Annotated in this window: 24 protein-coding genes; 15 read left to right on the plus strand and 9 right to left on the minus strand. The window is 72.3% G+C overall.

The features are described 5' to 3' along the window. Nucleotides 1-15 precede the first annotated feature (15 nt). The gene (locus E4T13_RS18035) at nt 16-1,008 is read right to left on the minus strand and encodes an NAD(P)-dependent oxidoreductase (RefSeq protein ID WP_137179666.1); all 993 of its coding nucleotides are present in this window, start codon (nt 1,006-1,008) and stop codon (nt 16-18) included. Nucleotides 1,009-1,045: 37 nt separating this feature from the next. Between E4T13_RS18035 and E4T13_RS18040 the strand changes: the two genes are divergently transcribed. Further along, entirely contained in the window at nt 1,046-1,906 is an 861-nt protein-coding gene (locus E4T13_RS18040) for an amidohydrolase family protein (protein ID WP_137179667.1), read from the plus strand. On the opposite strand, the gene E4T13_RS18045 is transcribed toward E4T13_RS18040, so the two are convergent. Genes E4T13_RS18045 through E4T13_RS18055 form a run of 3 tightly spaced genes read right to left on the minus strand, consistent with a single transcriptional unit; the run spans nt 1,884 to nt 3,254 of the window. Then, the gene (locus tag E4T13_RS18045; RefSeq protein WP_137179668.1) at nt 1,884-2,207 is read right to left on the minus strand and encodes a hypothetical protein; all 324 of its coding nucleotides are present in this window, start codon (nt 2,205-2,207) and stop codon (nt 1,884-1,886) included. The two genes, E4T13_RS18040 and E4T13_RS18045, sit on opposite strands and share 23 nt — an antisense overlap. Further along, on the minus strand, nt 2,204-2,902 hold the full coding sequence (locus E4T13_RS18050) for an AzlC family ABC transporter permease (protein ID WP_137179669.1): 699 nt from the start codon (nt 2,900-2,902) through the stop codon (nt 2,204-2,206). The genes E4T13_RS18045 and E4T13_RS18050 overlap by 4 nt, the downstream gene beginning before the upstream one ends. A 28-nt stretch (nt 2,903-2,930) precedes the next feature. Further along, nucleotides 2,931-3,254: a TIGR02300 family protein gene (locus E4T13_RS18055; RefSeq protein WP_137179670.1), complete on the minus strand. Its 324-nt coding sequence runs from the start codon at nt 3,252-3,254 to the stop codon at nt 2,931-2,933. Between the two features lie 119 nt (nt 3,255-3,373). Here E4T13_RS18055 and aroA point away from each other — a divergent pair, with 119 nt between their 5' ends. The 3 genes from aroA to E4T13_RS18070 are packed head-to-tail and all read left to right on the plus strand — an operon-like array spanning nt 3,374 to nt 6,260. Then, complete coding sequence (aroA, locus tag E4T13_RS18060) at nt 3,374-4,723, plus strand: 3-phosphoshikimate 1-carboxyvinyltransferase (protein ID WP_137179671.1); 1,350 nt, start codon at nt 3,374-3,376, stop codon at nt 4,721-4,723. Continuing rightward, nucleotides 4,720-5,355, plus strand: coding sequence for a (d)CMP kinase (gene cmk / locus E4T13_RS18065; protein WP_137179672.1), 636 nt, complete (start codon nt 4,720-4,722; stop codon nt 5,353-5,355). The genes aroA and cmk overlap by 4 nt, the downstream gene beginning before the upstream one ends. Further along, entirely contained in the window at nt 5,352-6,260 is a 909-nt protein-coding gene (locus tag E4T13_RS18070) for a dienelactone hydrolase family protein (RefSeq protein ID WP_240791182.1), read from the plus strand. The genes cmk and E4T13_RS18070 overlap by 4 nt, the downstream gene beginning before the upstream one ends. 9 nt (nt 6,261-6,269) lie before the next feature. Here E4T13_RS18070 and E4T13_RS18075 read toward each other — a convergent pair whose 3' ends face one another. Both E4T13_RS18075 and E4T13_RS18080 read right to left on the minus strand, forming a co-directional pair. Then, nucleotides 6,270-6,626 (minus strand): DUF6525 family protein, encoded by a 357-nt coding sequence (locus E4T13_RS18075; protein WP_240791183.1) that lies wholly within the window; start codon nt 6,624-6,626, stop codon nt 6,270-6,272. Beyond that, nucleotides 6,623-7,783 (minus strand): hypothetical protein, encoded by a 1,161-nt coding sequence (locus E4T13_RS18080; RefSeq protein WP_137179673.1) that lies wholly within the window; start codon nt 7,781-7,783, stop codon nt 6,623-6,625. The genes E4T13_RS18075 and E4T13_RS18080 overlap by 4 nt, the downstream gene beginning before the upstream one ends. Before the next feature lie 404 nt (nt 7,784-8,187). Here E4T13_RS18080 and E4T13_RS30580 point away from each other — a divergent pair, with 404 nt between their 5' ends. Next, a complete protein-coding gene (locus tag E4T13_RS30580) occupies nt 8,188-8,535 on the plus strand; it encodes a GTP-binding protein (protein WP_240791184.1) in 348 nt (115 codons plus the stop codon). 6 nt (nt 8,536-8,541) lie between these two features. On the opposite strand, the gene E4T13_RS29950 is transcribed toward E4T13_RS30580, so the two are convergent. Beyond that, on the minus strand, nt 8,542-8,922 hold the full coding sequence (locus tag E4T13_RS29950) for a cupin domain-containing protein (RefSeq protein WP_170985062.1): 381 nt from the start codon (nt 8,920-8,922) through the stop codon (nt 8,542-8,544). Nucleotides 8,923-9,310: 388 nt separating this feature from the next. Here E4T13_RS29950 and rpsA point away from each other — a divergent pair, with 388 nt between their 5' ends. The 9 genes from rpsA (at nt 9,311) to trpA (ending at nt 19,066) form a co-directional block, all read left to right on the plus strand. Continuing rightward, a complete protein-coding gene (gene rpsA / locus E4T13_RS18095) occupies nt 9,311-11,038 on the plus strand; it encodes a 30S ribosomal protein S1 (protein ID WP_137179675.1) in 1,728 nt (575 codons plus the stop codon). Nucleotides 11,039-11,168: 130 nt separating this feature from the next. After that, complete coding sequence (gene sppA / locus E4T13_RS18100) at nt 11,169-12,092, plus strand: signal peptide peptidase SppA (protein WP_137179676.1); 924 nt, start codon at nt 11,169-11,171, stop codon at nt 12,090-12,092. Between the two features lie 22 nt (nt 12,093-12,114). Next, the gene (gene ihfB, locus E4T13_RS18105; RefSeq protein WP_137179677.1) at nt 12,115-12,444 is read left to right on the plus strand and encodes an integration host factor subunit beta; all 330 of its coding nucleotides are present in this window, start codon (nt 12,115-12,117) and stop codon (nt 12,442-12,444) included. A gap of 74 nt (nt 12,445-12,518) precedes the next feature. Further along, entirely contained in the window at nt 12,519-12,881 is a 363-nt protein-coding gene (locus E4T13_RS18110) for a lipopolysaccharide assembly protein LapA domain-containing protein (RefSeq protein ID WP_137179678.1), read from the plus strand. Continuing rightward, nucleotides 12,878-13,585, plus strand: coding sequence for an orotidine-5'-phosphate decarboxylase (gene pyrF, locus E4T13_RS18115; protein WP_137179679.1), 708 nt, complete (start codon nt 12,878-12,880; stop codon nt 13,583-13,585). Before E4T13_RS18110 ends, pyrF begins: the two co-directional genes overlap by 4 nt. Then, complete coding sequence (locus E4T13_RS18120) at nt 13,582-14,220, plus strand: phosphoribosylanthranilate isomerase (RefSeq protein ID WP_137179680.1); 639 nt, start codon at nt 13,582-13,584, stop codon at nt 14,218-14,220. The genes pyrF and E4T13_RS18120 overlap by 4 nt, the downstream gene beginning before the upstream one ends. Before the next feature lie 147 nt (nt 14,221-14,367). Beyond that, nucleotides 14,368-16,938 (plus strand): sensor histidine kinase, encoded by a 2,571-nt coding sequence (locus E4T13_RS18125; RefSeq protein ID WP_137179681.1) that lies wholly within the window; start codon nt 14,368-14,370, stop codon nt 16,936-16,938. Nucleotides 16,939-16,992: 54 nt separating this feature from the next. Further along, nucleotides 16,993-18,231: a tryptophan synthase subunit beta gene (gene trpB / locus E4T13_RS18130; protein ID WP_137179682.1), complete on the plus strand. Its 1,239-nt coding sequence runs from the start codon at nt 16,993-16,995 to the stop codon at nt 18,229-18,231. A gap of 1 nt (nt 18,232) precedes the next feature. Then, nucleotides 18,233-19,066: a tryptophan synthase subunit alpha gene (trpA, locus tag E4T13_RS18135; RefSeq protein ID WP_137179683.1), complete on the plus strand. Its 834-nt coding sequence runs from the start codon at nt 18,233-18,235 to the stop codon at nt 19,064-19,066. Here trpA and E4T13_RS30585 read toward each other — a convergent pair. Next, nucleotides 19,063-19,485, minus strand: coding sequence for a DUF1810 domain-containing protein (locus E4T13_RS30585; protein WP_137179684.1), 423 nt, complete (start codon nt 19,483-19,485; stop codon nt 19,063-19,065). The genes trpA and E4T13_RS30585 overlap by 4 nt on opposite strands. Before the next feature lie 156 nt (nt 19,486-19,641). Between E4T13_RS30585 and E4T13_RS18145 the strand changes: the two genes are divergently transcribed. Further along, nucleotides 19,642-21,417 carry an ATP-binding protein gene (locus E4T13_RS18145; RefSeq protein ID WP_240791185.1) on the plus strand — a complete coding sequence of 592 codons (1,776 nt, stop codon included), beginning with the start codon at nt 19,642-19,644 and terminating at the stop codon, nt 21,415-21,417. Nucleotides 21,418-21,443: 26 nt separating this feature from the next. Here the strand turns inward: E4T13_RS18145 and E4T13_RS18150 are convergent, their stop codons facing one another. Further along, nucleotides 21,444-22,496, minus strand: a complete 1,053-nt coding sequence (locus E4T13_RS18150; protein WP_170985063.1) for a choice-of-anchor A family protein — start codon at nt 22,494-22,496, stop codon at nt 21,444-21,446. Nucleotides 22,497-22,513: the final 17 nt, after the last annotated feature.

Consider the following 22,513-nt stretch of genomic DNA (forward strand, 5'->3'; position numbering starts at 1 on the left):
CCAGACTTGCCGCGTTCAGCGAATCCCCAACCTGGCCAGCCGCGTCGCCCGATCCGCGTTCAGCGCCCGCTCCGGCATCTCGCCGCGCGTCAGCGCCGCCACCTGGCGCACCGTGTCCATCGCCTGGTGCTCCGCCGCTTCGGGCGTCAGGCCGCCGACATGGGGCGTCGCCACCACATTCGCGCGCGCGGCCAGCGCCGGGTTCGGACGCTGGTCCGGCGCGCTGCCGACATCCATGGCGAAGCCCGCGACATGGCCGCTGTCCATCGCTGCCGCCAGCGCGTCCTCATCCACCAGCTCGCCGCGCGAGAGATTCACCAGCAGCACGCCACGCTTCATCGCGGCCAGCGAGCGCGCATTCACGATGTGCCGCGTCGCCGGGATCGAGACCGCGAGCGGCATCACCACGTCGCTCTCCGCCCAGACCTTCTCCAAAGGCACGGATTCCACGCCGGCATCGTCCACGGGCGCGTGCGGATCATGCGCGATCACGCGCATGCGCATCGCGAGCGCGATGGCGGCGATGCGCCGCGCGATGCGGCCATAGCCGACCAGCCCCAGCGTGCGGCCTTCGAGCTGCCGCCCCATGCGCGGCTCGATCAGCCGCCCGGCGTGATAGGCTTCCGCGTATTCCGAGACGTTGCGCGCGAGATCCACCATCATGCCGATCGCGAGTTCCGAGACGCTCGCGCCGAAGCCCGGCGTCGCCTGCGTCACCAGCACGCCCTGCGCGGAGGCGGCGGGGATGTCGATGGTGGAGACATCCACCGCCACGCGCAGGAAGGCGACGAGGTCGGGTGCGTTCGCGAAGGTCTCGGCCGTGCCCGGCGTCGCGCGGTCCGCGACGATGGCCTGGCAGCCGGCAGCGGCCTGCGCCAGCGCGGCGCCGGAGAGCGGCGTGTCGCCTTCGTGCAGCACCACCTCAGCCACCTGGCGCAGCGCGGCCAGCGCGCGGTCGGGGTAGTAGTTCACGCGCATCTCGGGTGTGTGGGTCAGCAGCACGCGCATCTCGTTTCCTCCGGCGGTCCCGGCTAGCCTAGACCCTATGGACAGCGACGCCATTCCCTTCACGCGCGGCACCGAGCGGCCGAAGCTGGTCGTTCCGCCCGGTGCGACGGATTGCCATCACCATGTCTACGACGCGGCCGCATCCGTGGCTCCGGGCGCGAAGGCGCACGGCACGGCGACGCTCGCCGACCATGCGCGGCTGATGGCGCGGCTTGGGCTGCAGCGGCACGTGCTGATCCAGCCTTCGACCTACGGCTTCGACAACTCCCTGCATCTCGCAGCGCTGGAGCAGGCGGGGGAGAATGCACGCATGGTCGCGGTGGTGCCGCCCGATGCAGCGCTGGCCGATCTGCGCGCGATGGCCGCGCGCGGGGTGCGCGGCGCCCGCGCCAACCTCGTCTCCGGCCCGCCGCTGACCGCGGCCGATGTCGCGCCGCTGGCCAAACGCCTGGCCGAAGTCGGCTGGCACCTGCAGGTCTTCCTGACCGCAGACATGATCGCGGGCCTCGGCACCGTGCTGCGCGACGCGCCCTGCGACGTGGTGTTCGACCACTTCGCGCTGCTGCCGATCCGCGACTGGGCGGCGCATCCGGCCTGGGGCGTGGTGATGGACCGGCTGCAGGCCGGCACCGGCTGGGTGAAGCTGTCCTCGCCCTACGCGCTGGACCAGGCCTCTCCCTTCGCGGTGCGGGAACTGGCCCGCGCATTGGTGACGGCCGCGCCGGAGCGGATGCTCTGGGGCACCAACTGGCCGCATCCCAACGCGACCACCATTCCCGACGACGCCGCACTGCTCGACGCACTACCCGACTGGGCGCCGGATGCGGGAATACGAACGAAGATACTGACGGAAAACCCGGCGCGCCTCTACGGCTTCAGCCCAGCGCCCACCAGCTGAGCAGCAGGCCGGCAAGGCCGGTCAGCAGCGCCGGCAGCAGCCCGCCGCGGAACAGGCGCCAGCCCAGCGCACCGGCCAGCACGCCGGCGAGGCGTGCGGACCACGGAACCGTCCCCAACAGCCCCGTCGGCATCGCGATCGCCAACACCACGAAGGCGGCGAGCGTCGCGACCGAGACCGCGGCCGCCCAGGCGATCACGGGATGGTCGGGCCGCAGCACGCCGCCCAGCAGCAGCCCCGCGCCGCGCAGCGCCAGCATCGCGGCGACCGTCAGCGCCAGCGCAAGGTCGGCGCCACTCACCGGTGTTCGTCCCGCGCGCCCTTGGCGCGACGCTGCCACAGGAAGGCGGCGGTGCCGCCGCAGAGCCCGGCCGCCAGCAGCCCCCAGGCGGGGCCGAGCCACAGTGCCAGCGGCGCCGCCACCACCCCGCCGATGACCGCCGGGCGCACGCCGGGCCGCGCCAGGTCGGCGGCCAGCAGCAGGCCGAAATAGAGCGGGTTGGTGAACAGCAGCGCGGCACGCAGGTGAGGCGGCAGGTGCGGCGCCAGCCAGTGTCCCGCCGCCGTGGCCGCGAGCGCGGCGCTCCAGGAGGCGATGGCGAAGCCCAGGAACCAGGCCAGGCGCTGGGCTTCGGGCAGGCCCGGGAGCCGTCGCATCGCCGGCGCCCAGGGCGTGATCGCGATGAAGGGCAGCGCCAGAACCCGCCTCCAGCCGCGGCCCAGCAGCGGCGCGATCGCCACCGACATCGGCAGGAAGCGCGCATTGGCGGCGCTCGCGGCGACGACCGCCGGCAGCACCGCCCCGCCCGGCCCCGCGGCCAGGCCCAGCAGCACGATCTGCCCGGCCATGCCATAGACGGTCGCGGTGCACAGCAGCGCCCAGGCAATGGGCAGACCCGCCTCGGCGACCGCGGCGCCGAAGGCGAGGAAGGTGGCGCCCATGGCCAGCGCCGGGGCGCCGAGGGCCTCGGTCAGCCCGACGCGGAAGGGCGACATGGCGTCGCCCCGGCCCGCGTGGCGAGGATCAGGTCTCTTCCTCGCGATCGCTCTCGACCTCGATCTCGTCGCCGAGAGTCTCGTCCGCGTCCTCGAGCTCCTCGGCGTCCTCGATCGCCTCGTCGCCCTCCTCGGCGTCCACTTCCAGCGCTTCGTCGGCGTCCGCCTCCGCGGCGACCGGGCGCTTCTTGACCCGCTCGTCCGGCGGGGCCGGCGCACGCTTCAGCTTCGGCTGCTCCGCCGGCTGCTCGGTGCCGCATTTGGGACAGATCGCGGGCGCGCGCGTCATGTCGTAGAACTTGGTGCCGCAGGCGACGCAGATGCGCTTCAGTCCGAGTTCGGGCTTGGCCATGAATTGCTCTCGCAAAAGGCCCCGCAGCACGCAGGGATCGTTCGGCGCTGCGTGCTGCGGGGCTGAAAAATGACCCGCGCGATTGCCACTTTGCGCCCCCCATGTCAAACGCGCCCCCGATGCACGAAGCCGCCATCGCCCGCCCCATGGCCGCCAGGGCACCCGGCCGGCCGCTTTCGGGCGAGGCAGCCATCCCCGGCGACAAGTCCATGTCGCACCGTGCGCTGATGCTCGGCGCGCTGGCGGTCGGGACCACCGAGATCACCGGTTTGCTGGAGGGCGAGGACGTATTGCGCACCGCCGCCGCGATGCGCGCCCTCGGTGCCGCGGTGGAACGCCGCGATGCAGGGCATTGGCGCGTGGCGGGACGCGGCATCGGCGGCCTGTCGGAACCTTCGGACGTGCTGGACATGGGCAATTCGGGGACGGCGGCGCGGCTGCTCTGCGGGTTGCTCGCCGGGCATCCGGTCTTCGCGGTGATGACCGGCGACGCCAGCCTGCGCAGCCGTCCGATGCGCCGCGTCACGGAACCGCTCTCCGCCACGGGCGCGCGCTTCGCCACCCGCGCCGGGGGCAGGCTGCCCTTGGCCGTGGAAGGCGCCGCCGACCCGCTGCCGCTGGACTACGTCGTGCCGTTGCCCTCGGCGCAGGTGAAGTCGGCCTGCCTGCTCGCCGGCCTCTGTGCGCGCGGGATCACGCGGGTGACGGAGCCGGAGCCGACGCGCGACCACACGGAGACCATGCTGCGTCATTTCGGCGCATCGGTGACCGTGACGCCGCACGGTGCGGGTCGCGTGATCGAGCTGGTCGGCCAGCCGGAACTGGTCGCGGCGGCCTTGGCGGTGCCGGCCGATCCGTCCTCCGCCGCCTTTGCCGTCACCGCCGCGCTGCTGGTTCCGGGGTCGGAGATCCTGCTGCGTGGCGTCGGCATCAATCCGCTGCGCACCGGACTGTTCGTCACCCTGGCCGAGATGGGCGCCGGGATCACGATGGAGAACGAGCGGATCGCTGGCGGGGAGCGGGTCGCCGACCTTCGCGTGAAGGCTGCCGGGCTGCGCGGGGTGGACGTCCCGGCGGATCGGGCGCCGGCGATGATCGACGAAGTCCCGATCCTCGGCATCGCGGCGGCCGCGGCCTCAGGCACCACGCGGATCCGCGGGCTGCGGGAATTGCGCGTGAAGGAAACGGACCGGCTCGCCGCCACGGCGGCGATGCTGCAGGCGAATGGCGTGCGCGTGGCGATCGAGGGCGACGACCTGGTCGTGCACGGCGCGGGCGGCCCGCCGCCCGGTGGCGGCCACGTCGCCACGCGCATGGACCACCGCATCGCGATGAGCGCGCTGGTGCTGGGCATGGCCGCGCGGCATCCCGTGACGGTGGACGACGCCGCCTTCCTCGAAACCTCCTTTCCAGGATTTGCGGATGTGATGAACGGGCTTGCCGGCGGGAAGGCGCTGACCTTCGCATGACGCCGCCGCTCGTCGTCGCGGTGGATGGGCCGGCTGCGGCAGGGAAGGGCACCCTGGCCCGGAAGCTCGCGGCCGCGCTGGGACTGCCCTATCTCGACACCGGCCTGCTGTATCGCGCCGTCGGCCGACGCGTGCTGGATGCGGGCGGCGACCCGCGCGATCCCGCGGCGGCCGTGGCCGCGGCGCGCAGCTTGTCCGCCGCCGATCTCGACCGCGGCGATCTGCGCGGGCCGCAAGCCGACATGGCCGCCTCCGCCGTCGCGACCATTCCCGAAGTGCGCGCCGCCCTGCTCGACTGGCAGCGCGACTTCGGCCGCACGCATGGCGCGGTGATGGACGGGCGCGACATCGGCACCGTGATCTTCCCCGATGCTCCGGCGAAGCTCTTCGTCACCGCGAGCCCCGAGGCGCGGGCGAAGCGTCGCTGGCTGGAGCTGCAGGGCAAGGGCGTGCAGCGCACGCTCGCCGACGTGGAGGCCGAGATGCGCGCCCGCGACGCGCAGGATGCCGGCCGCAGCACCGCGCCGATGAAGCCGGCGGAGGATGCGGTCATTCTCGACACCACGGCGCTCGACGCCGAACACGCCTTCCGGATGGCGCTGGATGTCGTGCGCGCACGGATGGGAGCATGACCATGCAGGAGCTGCCTGCCCGTATCGAGCTGCATCCGGTGCAGACGCTGACGCTCACCGACGCGCAGTTCCTGCGCGGGGAGGCCGATGGCGCGCCGACCACGCTCGCGGTGATGCTGTCCTTCGCGCAAGGTGGCGGGAGGCAGCCTTGCGTGCTGCTGATGCACGGCTCCGGCGGGAACGGGCCGTCCATTCCGCTCTGGGTGCGGCAGATCAACGCGATGGGTTCGGCCGCCTGCGTGCTGGATGGCTTCAGCGGGCGTGGGCTTGCCAGCGTCTCGCAGGACCAGGCGCGGCTCGGCCGGCTGGCCTTCTGCCTCGACATCTATCGCGCGCTGGCGCTGCTGGCGGCGCATCCGCTGCTCGACCCCGCGCGCATCGCCGTGCTCGGCTTCTCCCGCGGCGGGCAGGGCGCTCTCTACGCGGCGATGGCGCGCTTCCACCGCATGTGGAACGCGGATGGCCCGCGCCCGGTCGGCACGCTCGCCTTCTATCCGGATTGCGCGACGCGCTACCTGGAGGATACGGCGATGATCCCAGGCCCGATCCGCGTCTTCCACGGCACGCCGGACGACATGAACCCGCTCTCCCGCGCGCGGGAGCATGTGGAGCGGCTGGCGGCGGCCGGGCATGACGCGGCGCTGCTGGAGTATCCGGGTGGCCATCACGGCTTCGACAACCCGTTGTCCGGTGCGGCTGCCCGCGGCCCGGCGCAGAGCGTGCGCGACTGCCGCATCGAGGAGCGCGAACCCGGCCTGCTGGTGAATGCCGCGACCGGCGCGCCCTTCACCTATGACGATCCCTGCGTCGCGCGCGTGGCGCATGTCGGCGGCAACGCCGAGGCCGGCGCCGCCGCGCGCCGCGATGCGCTGGATTTCCTGCGCGGCCTGTTGGCCCTGGGCTGACGCCCGGCGTCAGCCCGCGCGCAGCACCGTCACGCCCGCGGCGGCATGCGGCAGCGGGCAACCCGTCGCTTGCCGATAGGCGGCGGCGAAGGCGTCCCGTTCCAGCGCCTCGCATTCGTCCAGCCAGCGCAGCAGGCGCCGTTCGGCGCGCGCGCTGCTGCCGGTCTTGCGGCGGAAGGCGCGCCAGAGGATCAGCGCATTGACCGCCCAGGCGTCATAGGCGTGGGCGTGGATCCGGCGGCGGATGGCGGGCGGCAGCGCATCGAAGGCGGCCCAGTCGTCGCCGGGCCAGCGGCGCCACATCCGCTCCCGCTCGGTCACGTCATTGGCGACGATGACCGTGTCCGTTCGCGGCGACGGGATCAATGGCGCTCTCCGGTCAGCGAGACCAGCCGGATGTCGAAGGGCGCGCCGCCCGTCTCGATCACGCGCCGCAGAACGAGCGTCCCGGCATCGTGCAGGCGGATGGCACCCGCGGCCGGGTCGCTCACCGCGACGAGGTCGCCGGCGGCGGAAAGCCGCGCCCGTGCGACGGCGGAGCCGCCTTCCAGGCTGTAGCGGCCGGTGGCCTGCACCTGCGCCTTCGGCGTGCCGTCCAGCGTGGAGAAGGCGTGCAGCACGCCGTCCTCGGTGATCACGTAGCCCGTATCGGCCTGCGCCGGGTTCAGCGCGAAATGGAGCCGGCGCGCGGGCAGCGGCACCACGCGCATCGTCCCCGCGTCGGCGTCGATCACCACCATCGCGTCCGGCCCGAAGTCGCCGAGCAGCAGCCGCCAATCCTCGCCCCCCTCGAGGTTGCGCACCATGCGCGACCCGGCGCCCGCGGGATTGGCCAGTTTGCGGAAGGCGCCGCTGCCCATGTCGAGCAGCAGGACGCCATCGGCGCAACCGAAGGCGATCACCGGGCCGGTGCGCGCCGCGCCGTGCAGCATGGGACAATCGGCGCTGCGTGCCTGCTCGGCGCCGGCGAGGTCGCGCAGGCTGATCCCGTTCGGCCGCGCGCCGGCGGCCGGGGCTTCGCTGATCGCAACGCGCGGGCCGGCGGAGCCGGCGAAGGGGAAGGCGACGCCGTGATGCGGATGCGCGGCGGTGAGGCGCGTCGGGGACGCCTCCTGCCCGAGCTCGATCACCATGGCCGCGCCGTCGCCGTCGAAATATGCGGCGAGGAAGCCGTCGCCGCTGACGATATGGGAAGGGCGCGGCCCGCGCAGCTCGACCGGCAGGCGGGCGGGTGCGGCGACATGCAGGTCGGCGTGGTCGCCATGGCCATCCCGTTCCAGCCCGGTCTCCAGCAGCGTGACCCGGCCGAGCCGCGCTTCGGTGAGCGCGACCTGGCCGGCATGCAGCCCCTCATGCAGGCGGGCGGGCTCGGCGGTTTCGACGCGCAGCAGCGGCGCGCCCGCCTCGTCCAGCACGCTGACCTGCGGCGCGGCGTGGTCTGCCACCACCAGCCGGGTGGCCGTGACGGTCTGGGCCGCGGCCGGCGCAGCGAGGAGAAGCAGGGCGGCAAGGGGTCGCATCATCGGAAGACCTGCGAAGGGCGGTATGATTGACTGTTATCATATAACATAACGTAAACCAGGTCGGCGCGACAAGATGGTGGCCCAGCGCCGCTGCATCGCCTTGCATCTGAAGTTATGTTATCACATAACATCGCACATGCGCAGCATCCTCGCCCCCCGCCCAGCATGCCGGGCCTGACGCTCGAAGCCTTCCCGGCTGCTGGGCGCGATCCCCTGCCGTGTGCTCGGCACCGGGCGATTCGATTTCGCGCAGGCCAGCCAGGCGGCAGGCTGGGCGCAGGCGCTTTCCGGCCAGCACCTTCCGGAGAGCGAGGCGTTCGGCATCGGCAGCTTCGTCTGGCGCGCGCGTCGCCCGCTGCATCCGGCGCGCTTCAAGACGCTGATCGAGAGCGAACTGCCCCGGCGTGGTGCGGGCCAAGGGCTTCTTCTGGCTCGCCACGCGGCTGCCCTGGGCCGGATCCTGGCAGCTTGCCGGCAGCGTGGGCCGGCATGAGGCGGCGGGCTTCTGGTGGGCCGCGCAGCCGGAATCGCGCTGGCCGCAGGACCCGGAATGGCGCCGCACCGTCCTGGCGAACTGGGAGGAACCCTTCGGCGACCGCCGCCAGGCGATCGTCGTCATCGGGATCGGCATGGACGAGCCCCGGCTGCGCCGTCGCTTCGACGCCTGCCTGCTGACCGAGGCCGAGATGCGCGGCGGGCCGAAGGCCTGGGCGAAGCTGCCGGACCCCTTCCCGCGCTGGGCGGCGGGCTGAGCGCGCCTACCAGGTCCGGATGGGCGGCGACTTCACCTCCACCGTCACCGTCTCCTCCAGCGCCTCCATGTGGTGCACGACGCCGGGCCGGTGCTGGAACGCGTCGCCCGGGCCGGCCTCCCAGCTTTGCTCCCCGATGGTCACGCGCATGCGGCCGCGCACCACATAGACGATGCTGTCATGATCGGCATGGGAATGCGGGCGGGAGCCGCCGCCGGCGGCGAAGGTGGTCTCCACCAGCACCATGCTGGGCGTCGCCGCCAGCAGGCGCAGCAGCACCGGCCCGGGCAGCGGGCGGCCCTCCACCTCCGTGATGCGGGTGGTCTCGGCCTCGGCCGAGGCGATGAAGGGCTGGTCGAGCGGCGGCACCAGGCGGCTGGCGGACATCGGCGGCACTCCGGTTCGGGCGGTGCAGCATGCCTCCTGGGCAAGGAACAGCGCCAGCCGGGAGCCGCTTGCGCCACGTTGCGGCCCGATTCCGCTTGACTCCGTTAAGCTTTCGGGCGTAACCGCGCCCCCGAACCGCGTGCCGCAGGGCATCGCGGTGCTCCTGCGCAGGCGACGGGGGAGCGATCCGGGCGACGGCTTCGTCGCCGCCCGTGTCGCGGTCGCCATCCTCGGGGGCCGGTACCGGCGGACCGTCACCCCGCCTTCAGACGAAGGGCCGCCCGGATCCACAGGGGACCGATGCGGTCAGGTCGTGCCCGTGGGCGAGGCCCGCGGGGGCGCATACCCCTTGGCCCAGACCGGGCCTGACCCAGGAACCACCCACCGCATGGCAAGTGCCACCACCCTCGCCCGCGAAGCTGCCAGCTTTGGCGCGGAAGAGGATTTCGCCGCCCTCCTCGACGCCACGCTCGGCGACAACACCGGCTTCGCCGGTTCGGTCATCACCGGCAAGGTCATCCGCGTGGATGACGACTTCGCGGTCGTGGATGTCGGCCTCAAGAGCGAGGGCCGCGTCCCCCTCAAGGAATTCGCGCCCCAGGGCGCCAAGCCGGACGTCAAGCCCGGCGACGTGATCGAGCTCTTCGTCGAGCGCTATGAGGACCGCGACGGCTCCATCGTCCTCAGCCGCGAGAAGGCCCGCCGGGAAGAGGCGTGGACCAACCTCGAGAAGTCCTTCACCGCGCAGCAGCGCGTGAACGGCGTGATCTTCGGCCGCGTCAAGGGCGGCTTCACCGTGGATCTCGGCGGCGCGGTCGCGTTCCTGCCGGGCAGCCAGGTGGACATCCGCCCCGTCCGCGACGTGACGCCGCTGATGGGCAGCCCGCAGCCCTTCCAGATCCTCAAGATGGACCGCGCCCGCGGCAACATCGTCGTCAGCCGCCGCGCCGTGCTGGAAGAGACCCGCGCCGAGCAGCGCGCCGAACTCGTCCAGGGCCTGAAGGAAGGCATGGTGCTCGACGGCGTGGTGAAGAACATCACCGACTACGGCGCCTTCGTGGACCTCGGAGGCGTGGACGGCCTGCTGCACGTGACGGACATCGCCTGGCGCCGGATCAACCACCCGAGCGAGGCGCTGACCATCGGCCAGCAGGTCAAGGTGCAGGTCATCCGCTTCAACCCCGAGACGCAGCGCATCAGCCTCGGCATGAAGCAGCTGATGGCCGACCCGTGGGAGAATGTCGCGACCAAGTATCCGGTCGGCGGCAAGTTCTCCGGCCGCGTCACGAACATCACCGATTACGGCGCCTTCGTGGAGCTGGAGCCGGGCGTCGAGGGCCTCGTGCATGTCAGCGAGATGTCCTGGACGAAGAAGAACGTGCATCCCGGCAAGATCGTCGCGACCAGCCAGGAAGTGGACGTCGTCATCCTCGACGTCGATGGGCCCAAGCGCCGCATCTCCCTCGGCCTCAAGCAGGCCGTGGGCAATCCCTGGGATGTCTTCGCCGAGCAGAACCCGCCCGGCGCCGTCATCGAGGGCGAGATCCGCAACATCACCGAGTTCGGCCTGTTCATCGGCCTCGGCCCGGATCTCGACGGCATGGTGCACATGTCCGACCTCAGCTGGGACGAGCCCGGCGAGGTCGCCATGCAGGCCTACAAGAAGGGCGACATGGTCAAGGCCAAGGTGCTGGACGTCGATGTCGAGAAGGAGCGCATCTCCCTCGGCATCAAGCAGCTCCAGGCCGACCCGGCCGCCGAGGTTCTCGACCGCATCCGCAAGGGCGAGGTCGTGACCTGCATCGTGACCAAGGTCGAGGCCAATGGCATCGAGGTGAAGGTGGACGACGTGCTGACGGGCTTCATCCGTCGCGCCGAGCTCGCCCGCGACCGCCAGGACCAGCGCCCCGAGCGCTTCGCCGTGGGCGAGAAGGTGGATGCGAAGGTCACCGCCGTGGACCGCGCCGGCCGCCGCCTGGCCCTGACCATCAAGGGCAAGGAAGTCGAGGAAGAGCGCCAGGCGATGCAGGAGTACGGGTCGTCCGACTCCGGCGCCTCGCTCGGCGACATCCTGGGCGCCGCGATCCGCCGCCGGAATCAGGGCGGGGACGAGTGATCCCGACGGGCCGCGTCACGCGGCCCGTCAACAAACTTGCCGAGCCCCGGGCAGCAGCGCTGCCCGGGGCTTCTCATTTGCGCCGCGTCAGGCGCTTGGCCGCAAGCGGCCGGAAGGGCATATCCGCGCCATGCCGCTCGATGCAGACCTCCTCTACGACCGCCGCCGGCTGAAGCGGCGGCTCGCGCTCTGGCGCGGCTTCGCCGTGCTGGCCGTCGCGGGGCTCATCGCCCTCGTCGTGGCGCTGCGGCACGATCCCACGGGCCTGCTGCCCGGAGGCGCGCATGTCGCACGGCTCAAGGTGGACGGCTTCATCGGCGACGATCGCCGCCTGGCCGAGGCACTGGAGCGCACGCGTCGCGACGAGTCGGTACGTGCCGTGATCGTCGCCATCGACAGCCCCGGCGGCAGCGTCGCCGGCGGGGAGGCGCTCTACGCCAATCTCGCCCGAATCGCCGAGCGCAAGCCGGTCGTCGCCGTGATGAGCGGCACCGCCGCGTCCGCCGGCTACATGGCCGCGCTGCCCGCGCAGCGGATCTTCGCGCGCGAGGCCACGGTCACCGGTTCGATCGGCGTGCTGCTGCAATCCTTCGATGTTTCGGAGCTGATGAACCAGCTTGGCGTGCGCGCCGAGACCATCGCGTCCGGCCCCTTCAAGGCGCAGCCCAGCCCGTTCCGCCCGCTGACCGAGGAAGGGCGCGATCAGTTGCAGCGGGTGGTGCGCGACCTGCACGACCAGTTCGTCGCCAAGGTGGTGGCAGGCCGCCACATGCCGGTCGAACGCGTTCGGGAGCTTGCCGATGGCCGCATCTTCACCGGGCGGGAAGCCGTCGGTCTCGGCCTGGTCGATGCGATCGGCGGCGAGGCGGAGGCGCGCGCCTGGCTTGCGGAGACGCGCGCGGTTCCCGCTTCGTTGCCGGTGCGCGACATCGAGACGCGCGGATTCGCCGAACGCACCTTCGGTGCCGTGCTCGGCGAGGCGATCCGCGCGACGATTGCGGAATGGCTTGTCGTTGACCGCGTGCGCGCGCTTTGGCAGCCTGCCTTCCGGTAGGGGAAGAGGCTCGCCTTCACCGATGACGCGATCGGAACTGATCGCCCAGCTCGCGGCATCCAACCCGCATCTGCGGCAACCCGATGTCGAGCTGATCGTATCCACGATCTTCGACGAGATCACCGAGGCGCTGGCCCGCGGTGATCGCGTGGAGCTGCGCGGATTTGGCGCCTTCTCCATCAAGCGGCGCGATCCGCGCACCGGGCGCAACCCGCGCACCGGATCGGCGGTGGAGGTGTCCGCGAAGTCGGTGCCCTACTTCAAGCCGGGCAAGGAGCTGCGCGAGCGCGTCAATGGCGGCCCGCTGCAGACCCCCGCGCGCAAGCCCCGCACCCCCACGCCGGTCGGCTGACGCTTCCCGATCGCCCCGGCCCGGCGTAGAGGGGGGGCAGCCTTTGCCTGCCCCTTTCCGCCCGGAGGAATGTCATGCGCTGGGTGCTGTTCGTGCCGCTGGTCATCCTGCTCGCGCTCTTCGCGCTGTCGAACCAGCAAGAGGTGCAGATCCGGCTCTGGCCCTTCGACGTGATCGCGGTCTCCACCTTCGGCATGGCGACGCTGCTGATCGCAGCGGTCGCCTTCCTGGTCGGCGCGCTGGTGGCCTGGAGCGCGGCGCTGCCGGCGCGGCGCCGGGCAGCGCGGCTGGAACAGGCCGCGAAGCTGATGGAGGCGGAACTCGCCGCCTACCACGCGCGGGACGAGCAGGTGCGGCGCGACGCCGCGATGGGACGGGTGCCGGAAGCGTCGCTGGTGCCGGCCTCGGCCATGCTTCCCGCGCCCGCACGCCGATGAGCGCGGCCCTTCGGTGCGGCCTCTGCGTCGCGCTCGACGCGCCGGACCTTGCGACGGCAGAGGCCTGGGCGCGCGCCACGGCGCCGCATGCCGCCCTGCTGAAGGTCGGGCTGGAGCTGTTCTCGGCCGAAGGCGGCGCGGCGGTTCGTGCGATCGGGCGCCATGCGCCGGTCTTCCTCGACCTCAAGCTGCATGACATCCCCAACACCGTCGCCGGAGCGGTGCGCGCGCTGACGCCGCTGCGCCCGGCCTGGCTGACCATCCATGCCGCCGGCGGCCCGCAGATGATCGCCGCGGCGCGGGAGGCGGCCGAGAAGGCCGGCGGGGCCGACCGCATCCGGCTGCTCGCCGTGACGGTGCTGACCAGCATCGACGCGGCGACGCTCGCCGAGACCGGCATCTCCGGCGGTCCGGTGCAGCAGGTGCTGCGGCTCGGCCGGCTGGCGATGGAAGCCGGCGCGGATGGGCTGGTCTGCAGCCCGCGCGAGGTCGCACCGCTGCGCGATGCGCTGGGCGAGGCGCCGGTGCTGGTGGTGCCGGGGGTTCGCCCCGCCGGCAGCGCCGCCGACGACCAGGCCCGCGTCGCGACGCCGGAGGAGATGGCGGAAGCCGGCGCGGACTTCATCGTGGTGGGGCGACCGATCACGAAGGCCGCCGATCCCGGCGCGGCCGCGGCGTCGATCGGCGCCGCGCTTCGCGCGTGACCACCGCGGTCAAGATCTGCGGCATCAACGATCCCGCGGCGATGCGGGCGGCGGTCGCGGCGGGCGCGGATTTCGTGGGCTTCGTGTTCTTCCCGCCGTCGCCGCGCGCGGTGACGCCGGCCGAGGCAGCCGCGCTGGCAATGGAGGGCCCGGCGAAGGTCGGCCTCTTCGTGGATCCGACGGATGAGGCCATTGCGGCGGTGCTCGCGGCGCTGCCATTGGACCTGATCCAGTTGCATGGTGAGGAGACGCCAGCGCGTTGCGCGGCCGTCAAGGCGCGCTTCGGACTGCCGGTAATGAAGGCGCTGGGCATCGCGTCTCGCGCCGATCTCGCCCTGCTGGCCGACTACGCCCCTGCGGTGGATCGCTTCCTGCTGGACGCGAAGGCGCCCCCCGGTGCGACGCTGCCCGGCGGCAATGCCGCACCCTTCGACTGGTCGCTGCTGACCGGCGCCGCGGTGCCGCGCCCGTGGCTGCTGGCGGGCGGGCTGACGCCGGAGAATGTCACCGAGGCAGTCCGCATCGCCGGCGCGCCGGGCGTGGATGTCTCCTCCGGCGTCGAGCGCGCGCGCGGCGTCAAGGATCCGGCACGCATCGCGGCCTTTGTCGCGGCGGCACGCGGTGAGGTGGCATAGCGCGGCGCATTGCACGCATGGCCGGTGTACCGGTCACGCAGTCGTCACGTGCGGAACGATGGACGCACACTTCCTATACAGTCAGTGACGCAGCGCGACCGCCGACATTCCGCCGGTGGTGCCTCGGAATCGGCGGGCCGAACGACATTGAGTATCGCGGAGGGGACGCCGGAAGCCACGCGACGGGAGGGTGTGCTGCCGCCGCCGCCGGGCGGCGCGCACCCGCTGCCGCGCCTGCGCAGCTACCTGATCGCGCTGGTGCTCGCGGTGCTGTTGCCGGCGATGGCCTTCGCCGCCGCCGCGTCCTGGGCTGCGCTGCGCCGACAGGATGCGGCGGCCGAGGCCAGGCTGCTCGACACCGCGCGGGCGCTCGCCGCGGCGGTGGATTCGCAGATCGCCGGGCAGATCGCCGCGCTGGAGGTCCTGGCCGCCGCGCCGGCGGAGGACCCGCTTGCGGATCCCGACGCCTTCCGCGCCCGTGCCGCGACCACCGCCGCGATCTTCGGCGGCTGGGTCGCCGTGTACACGCGCGGCGGCGGCCAGGTGCTGAACACCCAGCGGCCGCCGGGGGCGCCGCTGCCCGGACATGGCGGTGCATCGGGACCCGGGGGCGGCGGCGTCGCCATCGAGCAGGCCTTTGCCACTGGCCGTCCCGTGGTCACCGGGGTCGCGGTCGGGCGGGTCTCGCGCCGCCTTGCCGCCTACATCTTCGTGCCGGTGCGGCATGAGGGCGTCATCCGGCACGTCCTGGGCATGCCGCTGCTGCCGGAGCGCCTTGCGCGCATCCTGGCCGGCCAGGCCGCGGCGGGGCGCGGCGCGGCCGCGCTGACGGACAGCAACGGCGTCTTCGTCGCCCGTTCGCGCGACCAGGATCAGGTCATCGGCCAGCGTCGGCCGCAGCGCAGCGAGCCGCTTCCGGGCGACAGCGGCGTGCTGCGCGGCCGCAGCCTGCCGGATGGCAGCCGGATCCGCACCGCCTATCACAGCCTCGCGACCGCGCCGGGCTGGCACGCCTGGGTGAACGAGCCCGAGGCGTCCTTCCAGGAGGCAAGGCGCGGCCCGATGCTGGCGCTGGCCGGCGGCGGGCTGCTCGCGCTGGTGATCGGCATGGCCAGCGCCGCAGCGCTCAGCCGGCGGTTGCTGCGCCCGGTGGAATCGCTCGCGGCCTGGGCAGGCGAGGTGGCGGAGGAGCCGGGTCGGGGCCGTGCCCTGCCGCCGCCGGTCCCTGCCACGACCCAGGAATTCGAGCGCCTGCGCGCGGCCATCACGGCGGCCGAAGCGGCGCTGCGGCGCGTACAGAGGATCGGCCGCGTCGGCGGCTTCGAGGTGGATCTTCGCCCGGGACACCGCCTGCGCTCGCTCCGCTCGGCCGAGTATGTCGGCATCCACGGCGCCTCGGGGCCGGAGGAGACGCACCAGGACTGGGTGCGCCGCCTGCACCCGGAAGACCGCGAACGCGCCGAACGGGCCTTCTTCGCCGCCGTGGCAGACGGTGCCGGCAGCGACTACGAGCAGGAATACCGAATCCTGGGGCCTCAGGGCGGCGTCCGCTGGATCTATGCCCGCGGCGAGATCGAGCGCGACCCGCAGGGCCGCGCGATCCGCATGGTGGGCGCGCATGTTGACGTCACCGCGCTGAAGAGCGCCGAGGCGGCGCTGCGCGACAGCGAGGAACGGCTTCGCCTGGCGCTGGAGGCGGCGCAGCTCGGCGCCTGGGAGGTGGACCTCGCCAGCGGCAAGGCGCGGCGGACGCCCCGCGCCCTCGCGATCTTCGGCTTCGGGCCAGAGGCGCGGACGGACACCTACCCGTCCTGGCGCGACCGCGTGCATCCGGCGGATCGCAAGCGCCTGGCGGAGGCGGTGGATGCGCTGCGGCTCGGGGAGGCGGAGACCTATCGCCTGGAATACCGGTTCCAGCGCCCGGACGGGCAGTGGATCTGGGTGGAGAGCCATGGCCGCGCGGTGGGAAGGGATCCGCTGACCGGCCTGCCGACCCGGCTGATCGGCACCACCCAGGACATCACCGACCGCAAGCAGGCCGAGGAGCGCCAGGAGGTCCTGGTGCATGAGCTGGACCACCGGGCCAAGAACACGCTGGCCGTGGTGCAGGCGGCGCTTCGGCTGACCCCGCGCGGCAACGCCACGACCTTCGCGCGCGCGGTGGAGGGGCGGGTCAATGCGCTGGCCCGGCTGCACACGCTCCTCGCGCGCAACCGATGGGCCGGCGCCACGCTGCGGGACGTTGCGGAGGACGCGCTCGCGCCCTTCCTTGGGCCGGGATCCCCGGCGGTCACCGTGCAGTTCGACGGCCCCGAGCTGATGCTCGGGTCCGCTGCCGTACAGGCGCTGTCCATGACCCTGCACGAGCTGGCGAGCAACGCCGCCCGCCATGGGGCGCTGGCCAAGGCGGGGGGGCGTGTGGCCGTGGCCTGGGACTTGTCCGACACGGCGACGCTGCACCTCGCCTGGCGGGAGGAGGGCGGGGCGCAGCAGGATGCGTCGGCGGAAGGGCAGGGCTTCGGCTCCGCTTTGATCACCGCCACCGTCACGCGCCAGCTTGGCGGGCGGATCGAGACCGTCTGGGACAGCGCGGGTCTGCGCTGGGAGGCCTGGCTGCCGCTGGATCGCCTGGTCCCGGGGGAGCAGGGCGGGCCGCCGGCCTGGTGGACCATCCCCGCCGGCACGGGCGGCCCCGCCGAGCCCGCGGCACAGGGGTGATTTCACCGCGGCGCATCCTTCTGTAAGACCGGGGCCGAACGAGGACGACGCCCGGTGAACAAGCCCCTCCCCAATTCCCTGCGCCAGGGTCCCGATACGCGTGGCCGCTTCGGTGATTTCGGCGGCCGCTTCGTGGCCGAGACGCTGATGCCGCTGATCCTCGAGGTCGAGAAGGCCTATGAGGCCGCCAAGAAGGACCGCGCCTTCCAGGATGAATGGCGCCGCCTGCTGACGCATTACGTCGGCCGCCCCAGCCCGCTCTGGTTCGCCGAGCGCCTGACCGCGCATCTGCGCAAGGACGCGCTGCCGGGGAAGGGTGCGAAGGTCTATTTCAAGCGCGACGAGCTGAACCACACTGGCGCGCACAAGATCAACGCGGTGCTCGGCCAGATCCTGCTGGCGAAGAAGATGGGCAAGACGCGGATCATCGCGGAGACCGGCGCCGGCCAGCACGGCGTCGCCACCGCCACCGCCTGCGCGCTGATGGACCTGCCCTGCGTGGTCTACATGGGCGCGACCGATGTGGAGCGGCAGCAGCCGAACGTCTTCCGCATGAAGCTTCTGGGGGCGGAGGTGCGCCCCGTCACCTCCGGCGCGGCGACGCTGAAGGACGCGATGAACGAGGGCCTGCGCGACTGGGTCGCGAATGTCCATGACACCTACTACTGCATCGGCACCGTGGCCGGGCCGCACCCCTATCCGCAGATGGTGCGCGACTTCCAGTCCGTGATCGGCGAGGAGGCGAAGGAGCAGATGCGCGCCGCCGAAGGCAGGCTGCCGGATGTGCTCGTTGCGGCGGTGGGCGGCGGGTCCAACGCGATGGGCCTGTTCTTCCCCTTCCTCGACCACAAGGACGTCGCGATGGTCGGCGTCGAGGCCGCCGGGCGCGGGCTGGATACGCCGGAGCATGCGGCGGCGCTGTCGCGCGGGCGGCCGGGCGTGCTGCACGGCAACCGCACCTACCTGCTGCAGGATGGCGACGGGCAGATCACCGAGGCGCATTCGATCAGCGCCGGGCTGGACTATCCCGGCGTCGGTCCCGAGCATTCCTGGCTGCATGAGATCGGCCGCGTGCAATACGTCGCGGCGACGGATGACGAGGCCCTGGCGGCGTTCCAGCTCTGCTCCCGCCAGGAAGGCATCATCCCCGCGCTGGAGCCGGCGCATGCGCTGGCGCATGTGCTGAAGATGGCGCCGGAGATGCCGCGCGATTCGATCATCCTGATGAATCTCTGCGGCCGCGGCGACAAGGACATCTTCACCGTGGCGCGGCACCTGGGCGAGACCATCTGACATGAGCCGGATCGCTACCCGCTTCGCCGCGCTGAAGGCCGAGGGCCGCGGCGCGCTGGTCACCTTCCTCACCGGCTTCGACCCGGACCGCGCGACCTCGCTGACGATCCTGCAGGGCCTGCCCGCGGCCGGCGCCGACGTGATCGAGATCGGCGTGCCCTTCACCGATCCGATGGCCGACGGTCCATCGATCCAGAAGGCCGGTCAGCGCGGGCTGAAGGCCGGCGCCACCGTGCCCGGCATCCTCGACCTGGTGCGCGAGCTGCGCGCAACCGAGCAGGACACGCCCATCGTGCTGATGGGCTACTACAACCCGATCCTGACCTATGGCGTCGAAGCCTTCTGCAAGGCCGCGGCCGAAGCCGGGGTCGACGGCCTGATCATCGTGGACGTCCCGCCCGAGGAGGCCGACGAAGTCGAGCCGCATGCGCGCGCGAACGGGCTCGACCTGATCCGGCTGATCGCCCCGACGACCGACGAGGCGCGGCTGCCCAAGGTGCTCGGCGCGACCACGGGCTTCATCTACTACGTCTCGATCACCGGCATCACCGGCACGCGCAGCGCGGACTATGCCTCGCTCGCGCCCGCCATCGCCGCGCTGAAGCGCCACACCGACCTGCCTGTCGCGATCGGCTTCGGCATCCGCTCGCCCGAGCAGGCGGCGATCGCCGCGCGCACCGCGGATGGCGCTGTGGTCGGAACGGCGCTCGTGGACACGCTCGCCGCCACGCTGGACGCCGAAGGCCGTGCCACGGCGGAGACGGCGCCCAGGGTGCTGGCGCAGGTCAGCGGCCTGGCGCAGGCGATCCGCGCGGCACGGAAGGTCGCCGCCTAACCCAGTCGCTCCACCGTCGGGGCATGCCGCTCGCCCGCGAACCAGCGGGCGAGGGCGGCGGCGAAGGCGGGCTCGTCCGGCGCCACGGCGTTGAACAGCGTGGCGCAGGCGTGGAACTTCATGTCGTCGGGGCTGCCGAGGATATCGCGCAGGCTGCGTCGCTCCACCCGGTTCACCAGCCCCGTACAGTCGATCAGGCGCGGCCCCAGGACGGGATGCCGCAGATAGGCCTCGGCCTCGGCGCGGGAGGCGATGCCGTAGCGCTGCGCCATGGGGCTGTGGCCCAGACCGCGAAGCTGCGGGAAGACGAACCACATCCAATGGGTGCGCTTGCGTCCCTCGGCCAGTTCGCGGGTGACCGTCGCCATCACCGGCGCCTGCGCGGCGACGAAGCGGTCCAGATCGAATGGGTCCGACAAGGCTGCCTCTCCTGCAGCATCCCTCGCGACGCTGCCGTATCGGTTGTCACCGCAGCGGTGTAGCGTGGCGCCCAACGTGCCGCATCTCGCAGAGGTTGCGATCTCGAGCCTCCCCCTCGGCGCCGGCAAGCGCTTGCCATCGGTGGCGCCCGGCTGATGGCGACCGGCACCGCCCACCCCACTGACCCAGACATCCGCACAGCCCAGGTCGCGGAGGTCTACGGCCAGGTGCCGCTGGCGGTCGGCGTCACCATCGTCAATGCCGTGCTGCTGGCGGTGCTGATGCGCGCCGCAGGGCCTGCCCCGGGGGCGGTCACCTGGGTCGGCGGCGTCGTCGCCTTCGGTCTTCTGCGCCTGCTGGTCTGGCAGGCCTGGCGGCGGGCGACTCCGGAAGGACGGGCACGGCGGCGCTGGGCGCTGGCGAGCGTCCTCAGCGCCGCGGCGGCGGGGCTGCTCTGGGGCGGCGGGGCGGTGCTGCTCTGGCCGGACGCACCCGGCGATCGGCTGTTCTGGGTCTTCGTGGTCGGCGGCATGTGCACCGGCGCCGCGGCGCTGCATTTCGCGCATCTGCCGACGGCCCTGTCCTTCATCCTGCCCGCCGGCCTGCCGATCGCGGCGCTCTTCGCACGCGATGGCGGTGACCGCGGGCTGGTCGGCGCGGCGATGATCCTGCTCTACCTGGCGACGCTCGCGCTGGTCAGCGCCCAGTCCAACCTGCACTGGAAGGAGCAGGCGCGGCTGCGGCTGGATCTGCGCCGGCGGGAAGCGGAACTCGACGCCGCGAACGAGAAGCTGCGGCGGGAGATCGCAGAGCACCGCGCCACCGCCGACAGCCTGCATCACGCCCAGAAGCTGGAGGCACTCGGCCAGCTCACCGGCGGCATCGCGCATGACTTCAACAATCTGCTGATGGTCGTGCTGGGCAGCCTCTCCCTGCTGCGCAAACGCGTGCCGGAGGAGGACGCGCGGGCGCGTCGGCTGATCGAGAACGCCGTGCAGGGCGCCGAGCGCGGGGCGGCGCTGACGCAGCGTCTTCTCGCCTTCGGCCGCCGCCAGACCCTGCGGCCGGAGCCCGTTGCCTTCGTCGATCTGCTGGGCGGCATGGGGGACCTGCTGGAACGCTCCATCGGGCCGGGCCACCGGCTGGAGGTCACGCTGCCGCCGGACCTGCCGCCGGCACTGGTGGATCGCAGCCAGCTCGAGCTTGCGCTGCTCAACCTCGTGCTGAATGCGCGCGACGCGATGCCCTCGGGCGGGCCGATCGGTATCACCGCGCGGCCCGACGCGAGCGACGCCGGTGAGGGCCGTGTCGTGCTGGTCGTGTCGGACCAGGGCGTGGGTATGGATGAGGCGACCCTCGCCCGCGCGACGGAGCCGTTCTTCACCACGAAGGGTGTCGGGAAGGGCACCGGGCTCGGCCTGTCCATGGTGCATGGGCTGGCGGAGCAATCGGGCGGACGGCTCGTGCTGATGAGCGTCGAGGGCGCCGGCACCGTGGCCGAGCTGTGGCTGCCGCGCGCCGAGGGCGAAGCGCGTGTTGCGGCCCCGTTGGCGGAGGCCGGCGCCGCCGCTGTGCCGCGCCGTCGGGTGCTGCTGGTGGATGACGACCGGCTGGTGCTGGCCAGCACCGCCGCGATGCTGGAGGACATCGGCCATGCGGTGGTGGAGGCTGATTCCGGCCCGGCAGCCCTGACGAAGCTGGAGGGCCAGCAGGTGGACCTGGTGCTGGCCGACTATGGCATGCCCGGCATGACCGGCATCGCGCTCGCCGCCGAGATCAGGCGGCGCTGGCCGGCGCTGCCGGTGATCCTTGCCACGGGCTATGGCGAGTTGCCGGCCGGCGCGCCTTCCGACCTCGCCACGCTGTCGAAGCCGTTCAGCCAGCAGGCGCTGGGCGCCGCCATCGCGGCGGCGCTGCGCGGGGCGGTCTGAGCCCGCCCCCTATCAGGCCGCGGCTATCAGGCCGTGGCGCGGCGCTTCGCGCCGACCAGGGCGGCCAGGCCGAAGCCGAACAGCGCCAGGGCGCCGGGCGCGGGCACCGGCACGCCCGGCACCGGCGAGGGCGGCGGTGTCAGGTCAGGCGTGAAGGGGCGGCTGTGCAGCTCGCCATTGCCGCCATAGGAATTGGCAAAGAGCGTGCCCTCGATCGGGGTCGCATTCCGCACATGCGCGTTCGGCGCCAGCACCGTGCCGCCCCATTGGCGGTTGAAGGTCAGGCTGGTCGCGTCCACGAAGTTCCAGATCACCTTGTTCGCGACATTCACCGCGTTGTTGTAGTTGGCGTTGCCGGTGTAGCTCGTGCCCGTCACGTTGAAGACGATGCCGTCGCGTCCGTTCAGGTCCACCTGGAAGCTGACCAGGTTGGCCAGGTCGGCGGTGGTGATGCTGAACACCGCCAGGCCCGCGCCTGCCGAGGCCTGGATCGGCGCATTGTTCGGGAAGCCGGGCCAGCTCGTCGGCAGGTAGCTGTTCGCGCTCATTGCGGCCAGGTTCTGCGACAGATCCATCAGCGGCTGGACGAAGGTGGTGTTGAAGTCGGGGAGCGCCGGCACCGGGCTGCCGATGGTCACCGTGCCGCCATTGGCGTTGATGTGGCCGGCATTGGCGCCGGCGATCGCCGCCGAGCCGCCATTGACGTTGATGTTGCCGGTGTTGGCGCCGCCGATGGTCAGGCTGCCGCCGCCATTCATGTTGATGTGGGCGGTGTTCGAGCCCGCGATCGCCGCGCCACCGCCATTGTTCAGGTTCAGATTGCCGTGGCCCACGGTGCCGTAGACCGTCAGGCCGCGGAAGGACGAGGCCTCCGCCGCGCCGGGGTTGTTGAAGAAGGTCGCGCCCTTCGTGACGTTGCCGCCCACGACGGTGCGGCCCTCGACATCGGAGGTCGTAGCGAAGTTGTTGCGGATCACGGCGTTGAACTGGCCGAGGATGTCGGACGCGGTCAGCGGGGCGGCGGAGGCGGGGACGGCGAGCAGGGCCACCGCCATGCCGAGGGCAGCGCGAAGCAGCATGGAATTTCCTGGAGAAG

Origin of the sequence: Roseomonas sp. AR75, from assembly GCF_005222815.1 — a bacterium.
Lineage (GTDB): Bacteria > Pseudomonadota > Alphaproteobacteria > Acetobacterales > Acetobacteraceae > Falsiroseomonas.

Bases quoted from the DNA above. Each gene is read 5' to 3' on its own strand.
- E4T13_RS18035 (WP_137179666.1), bottom strand. From the start codon at position 1,008: ATGCGCGTGCTGCTGACCCACACACCCGAGATGCGCGTGAACTACTAC.
- E4T13_RS18070 (WP_240791182.1), top strand. From the start codon at position 5,352: ATGACCATGCAGGAGCTGCCTGCCCGTATCGAGCTGCATCCGGTGCAG.
- cmk (WP_137179672.1), top strand. From the start codon at position 4,720: ATGACGCCGCCGCTCGTCGTCGCGGTGGATGGGCCGGCTGCGGCAGGG.
- E4T13_RS18080 (WP_137179673.1), bottom strand. From the start codon at position 7,783: ATGATGCGACCCCTTGCCGCCCTGCTTCTCCTCGCTGCGCCGGCCGCG.
- E4T13_RS18145 (WP_240791185.1), top strand. From the start codon at position 19,642: ATGGCGACCGGCACCGCCCACCCCACTGACCCAGACATCCGCACAGCC.
- E4T13_RS18055 (WP_137179670.1), bottom strand. From the start codon at position 3,254: ATGGCCAAGCCCGAACTCGGACTGAAGCGCATCTGCGTCGCCTGCGGC.
- pyrF (WP_137179679.1), top strand. From the start codon at position 12,878: ATGAGCGCGGCCCTTCGGTGCGGCCTCTGCGTCGCGCTCGACGCGCCG.
- E4T13_RS18150 (WP_170985063.1), bottom strand. From the start codon at position 22,496: ATGCTGCTTCGCGCTGCCCTCGGCATGGCGGTGGCCCTGCTCGCCGTC.
- E4T13_RS18040 (WP_137179667.1), top strand. From the start codon at position 1,046: ATGGACAGCGACGCCATTCCCTTCACGCGCGGCACCGAGCGGCCGAAG.
- aroA (WP_137179671.1), top strand. From the start codon at position 3,374: ATGCACGAAGCCGCCATCGCCCGCCCCATGGCCGCCAGGGCACCCGGC.
- E4T13_RS18050 (WP_137179669.1), bottom strand. From the start codon at position 2,902: ATGTCGCCCTTCCGCGTCGGGCTGACCGAGGCCCTCGGCGCCCCGGCG.
- rpsA (WP_137179675.1), top strand. From the start codon at position 9,311: ATGGCAAGTGCCACCACCCTCGCCCGCGAAGCTGCCAGCTTTGGCGCG.
- sppA (WP_137179676.1), top strand. From the start codon at position 11,169: ATGCCGCTCGATGCAGACCTCCTCTACGACCGCCGCCGGCTGAAGCGG.
- ihfB (WP_137179677.1), top strand. From the start codon at position 12,115: ATGACGCGATCGGAACTGATCGCCCAGCTCGCGGCATCCAACCCGCAT.
- E4T13_RS29950 (WP_170985062.1), bottom strand. From the start codon at position 8,922: ATGTCCGCCAGCCGCCTGGTGCCGCCGCTCGACCAGCCCTTCATCGCC.
- trpA (WP_137179683.1), top strand. From the start codon at position 18,233: ATGAGCCGGATCGCTACCCGCTTCGCCGCGCTGAAGGCCGAGGGCCGC.
- E4T13_RS18110 (WP_137179678.1), top strand. From the start codon at position 12,519: ATGCGCTGGGTGCTGTTCGTGCCGCTGGTCATCCTGCTCGCGCTCTTC.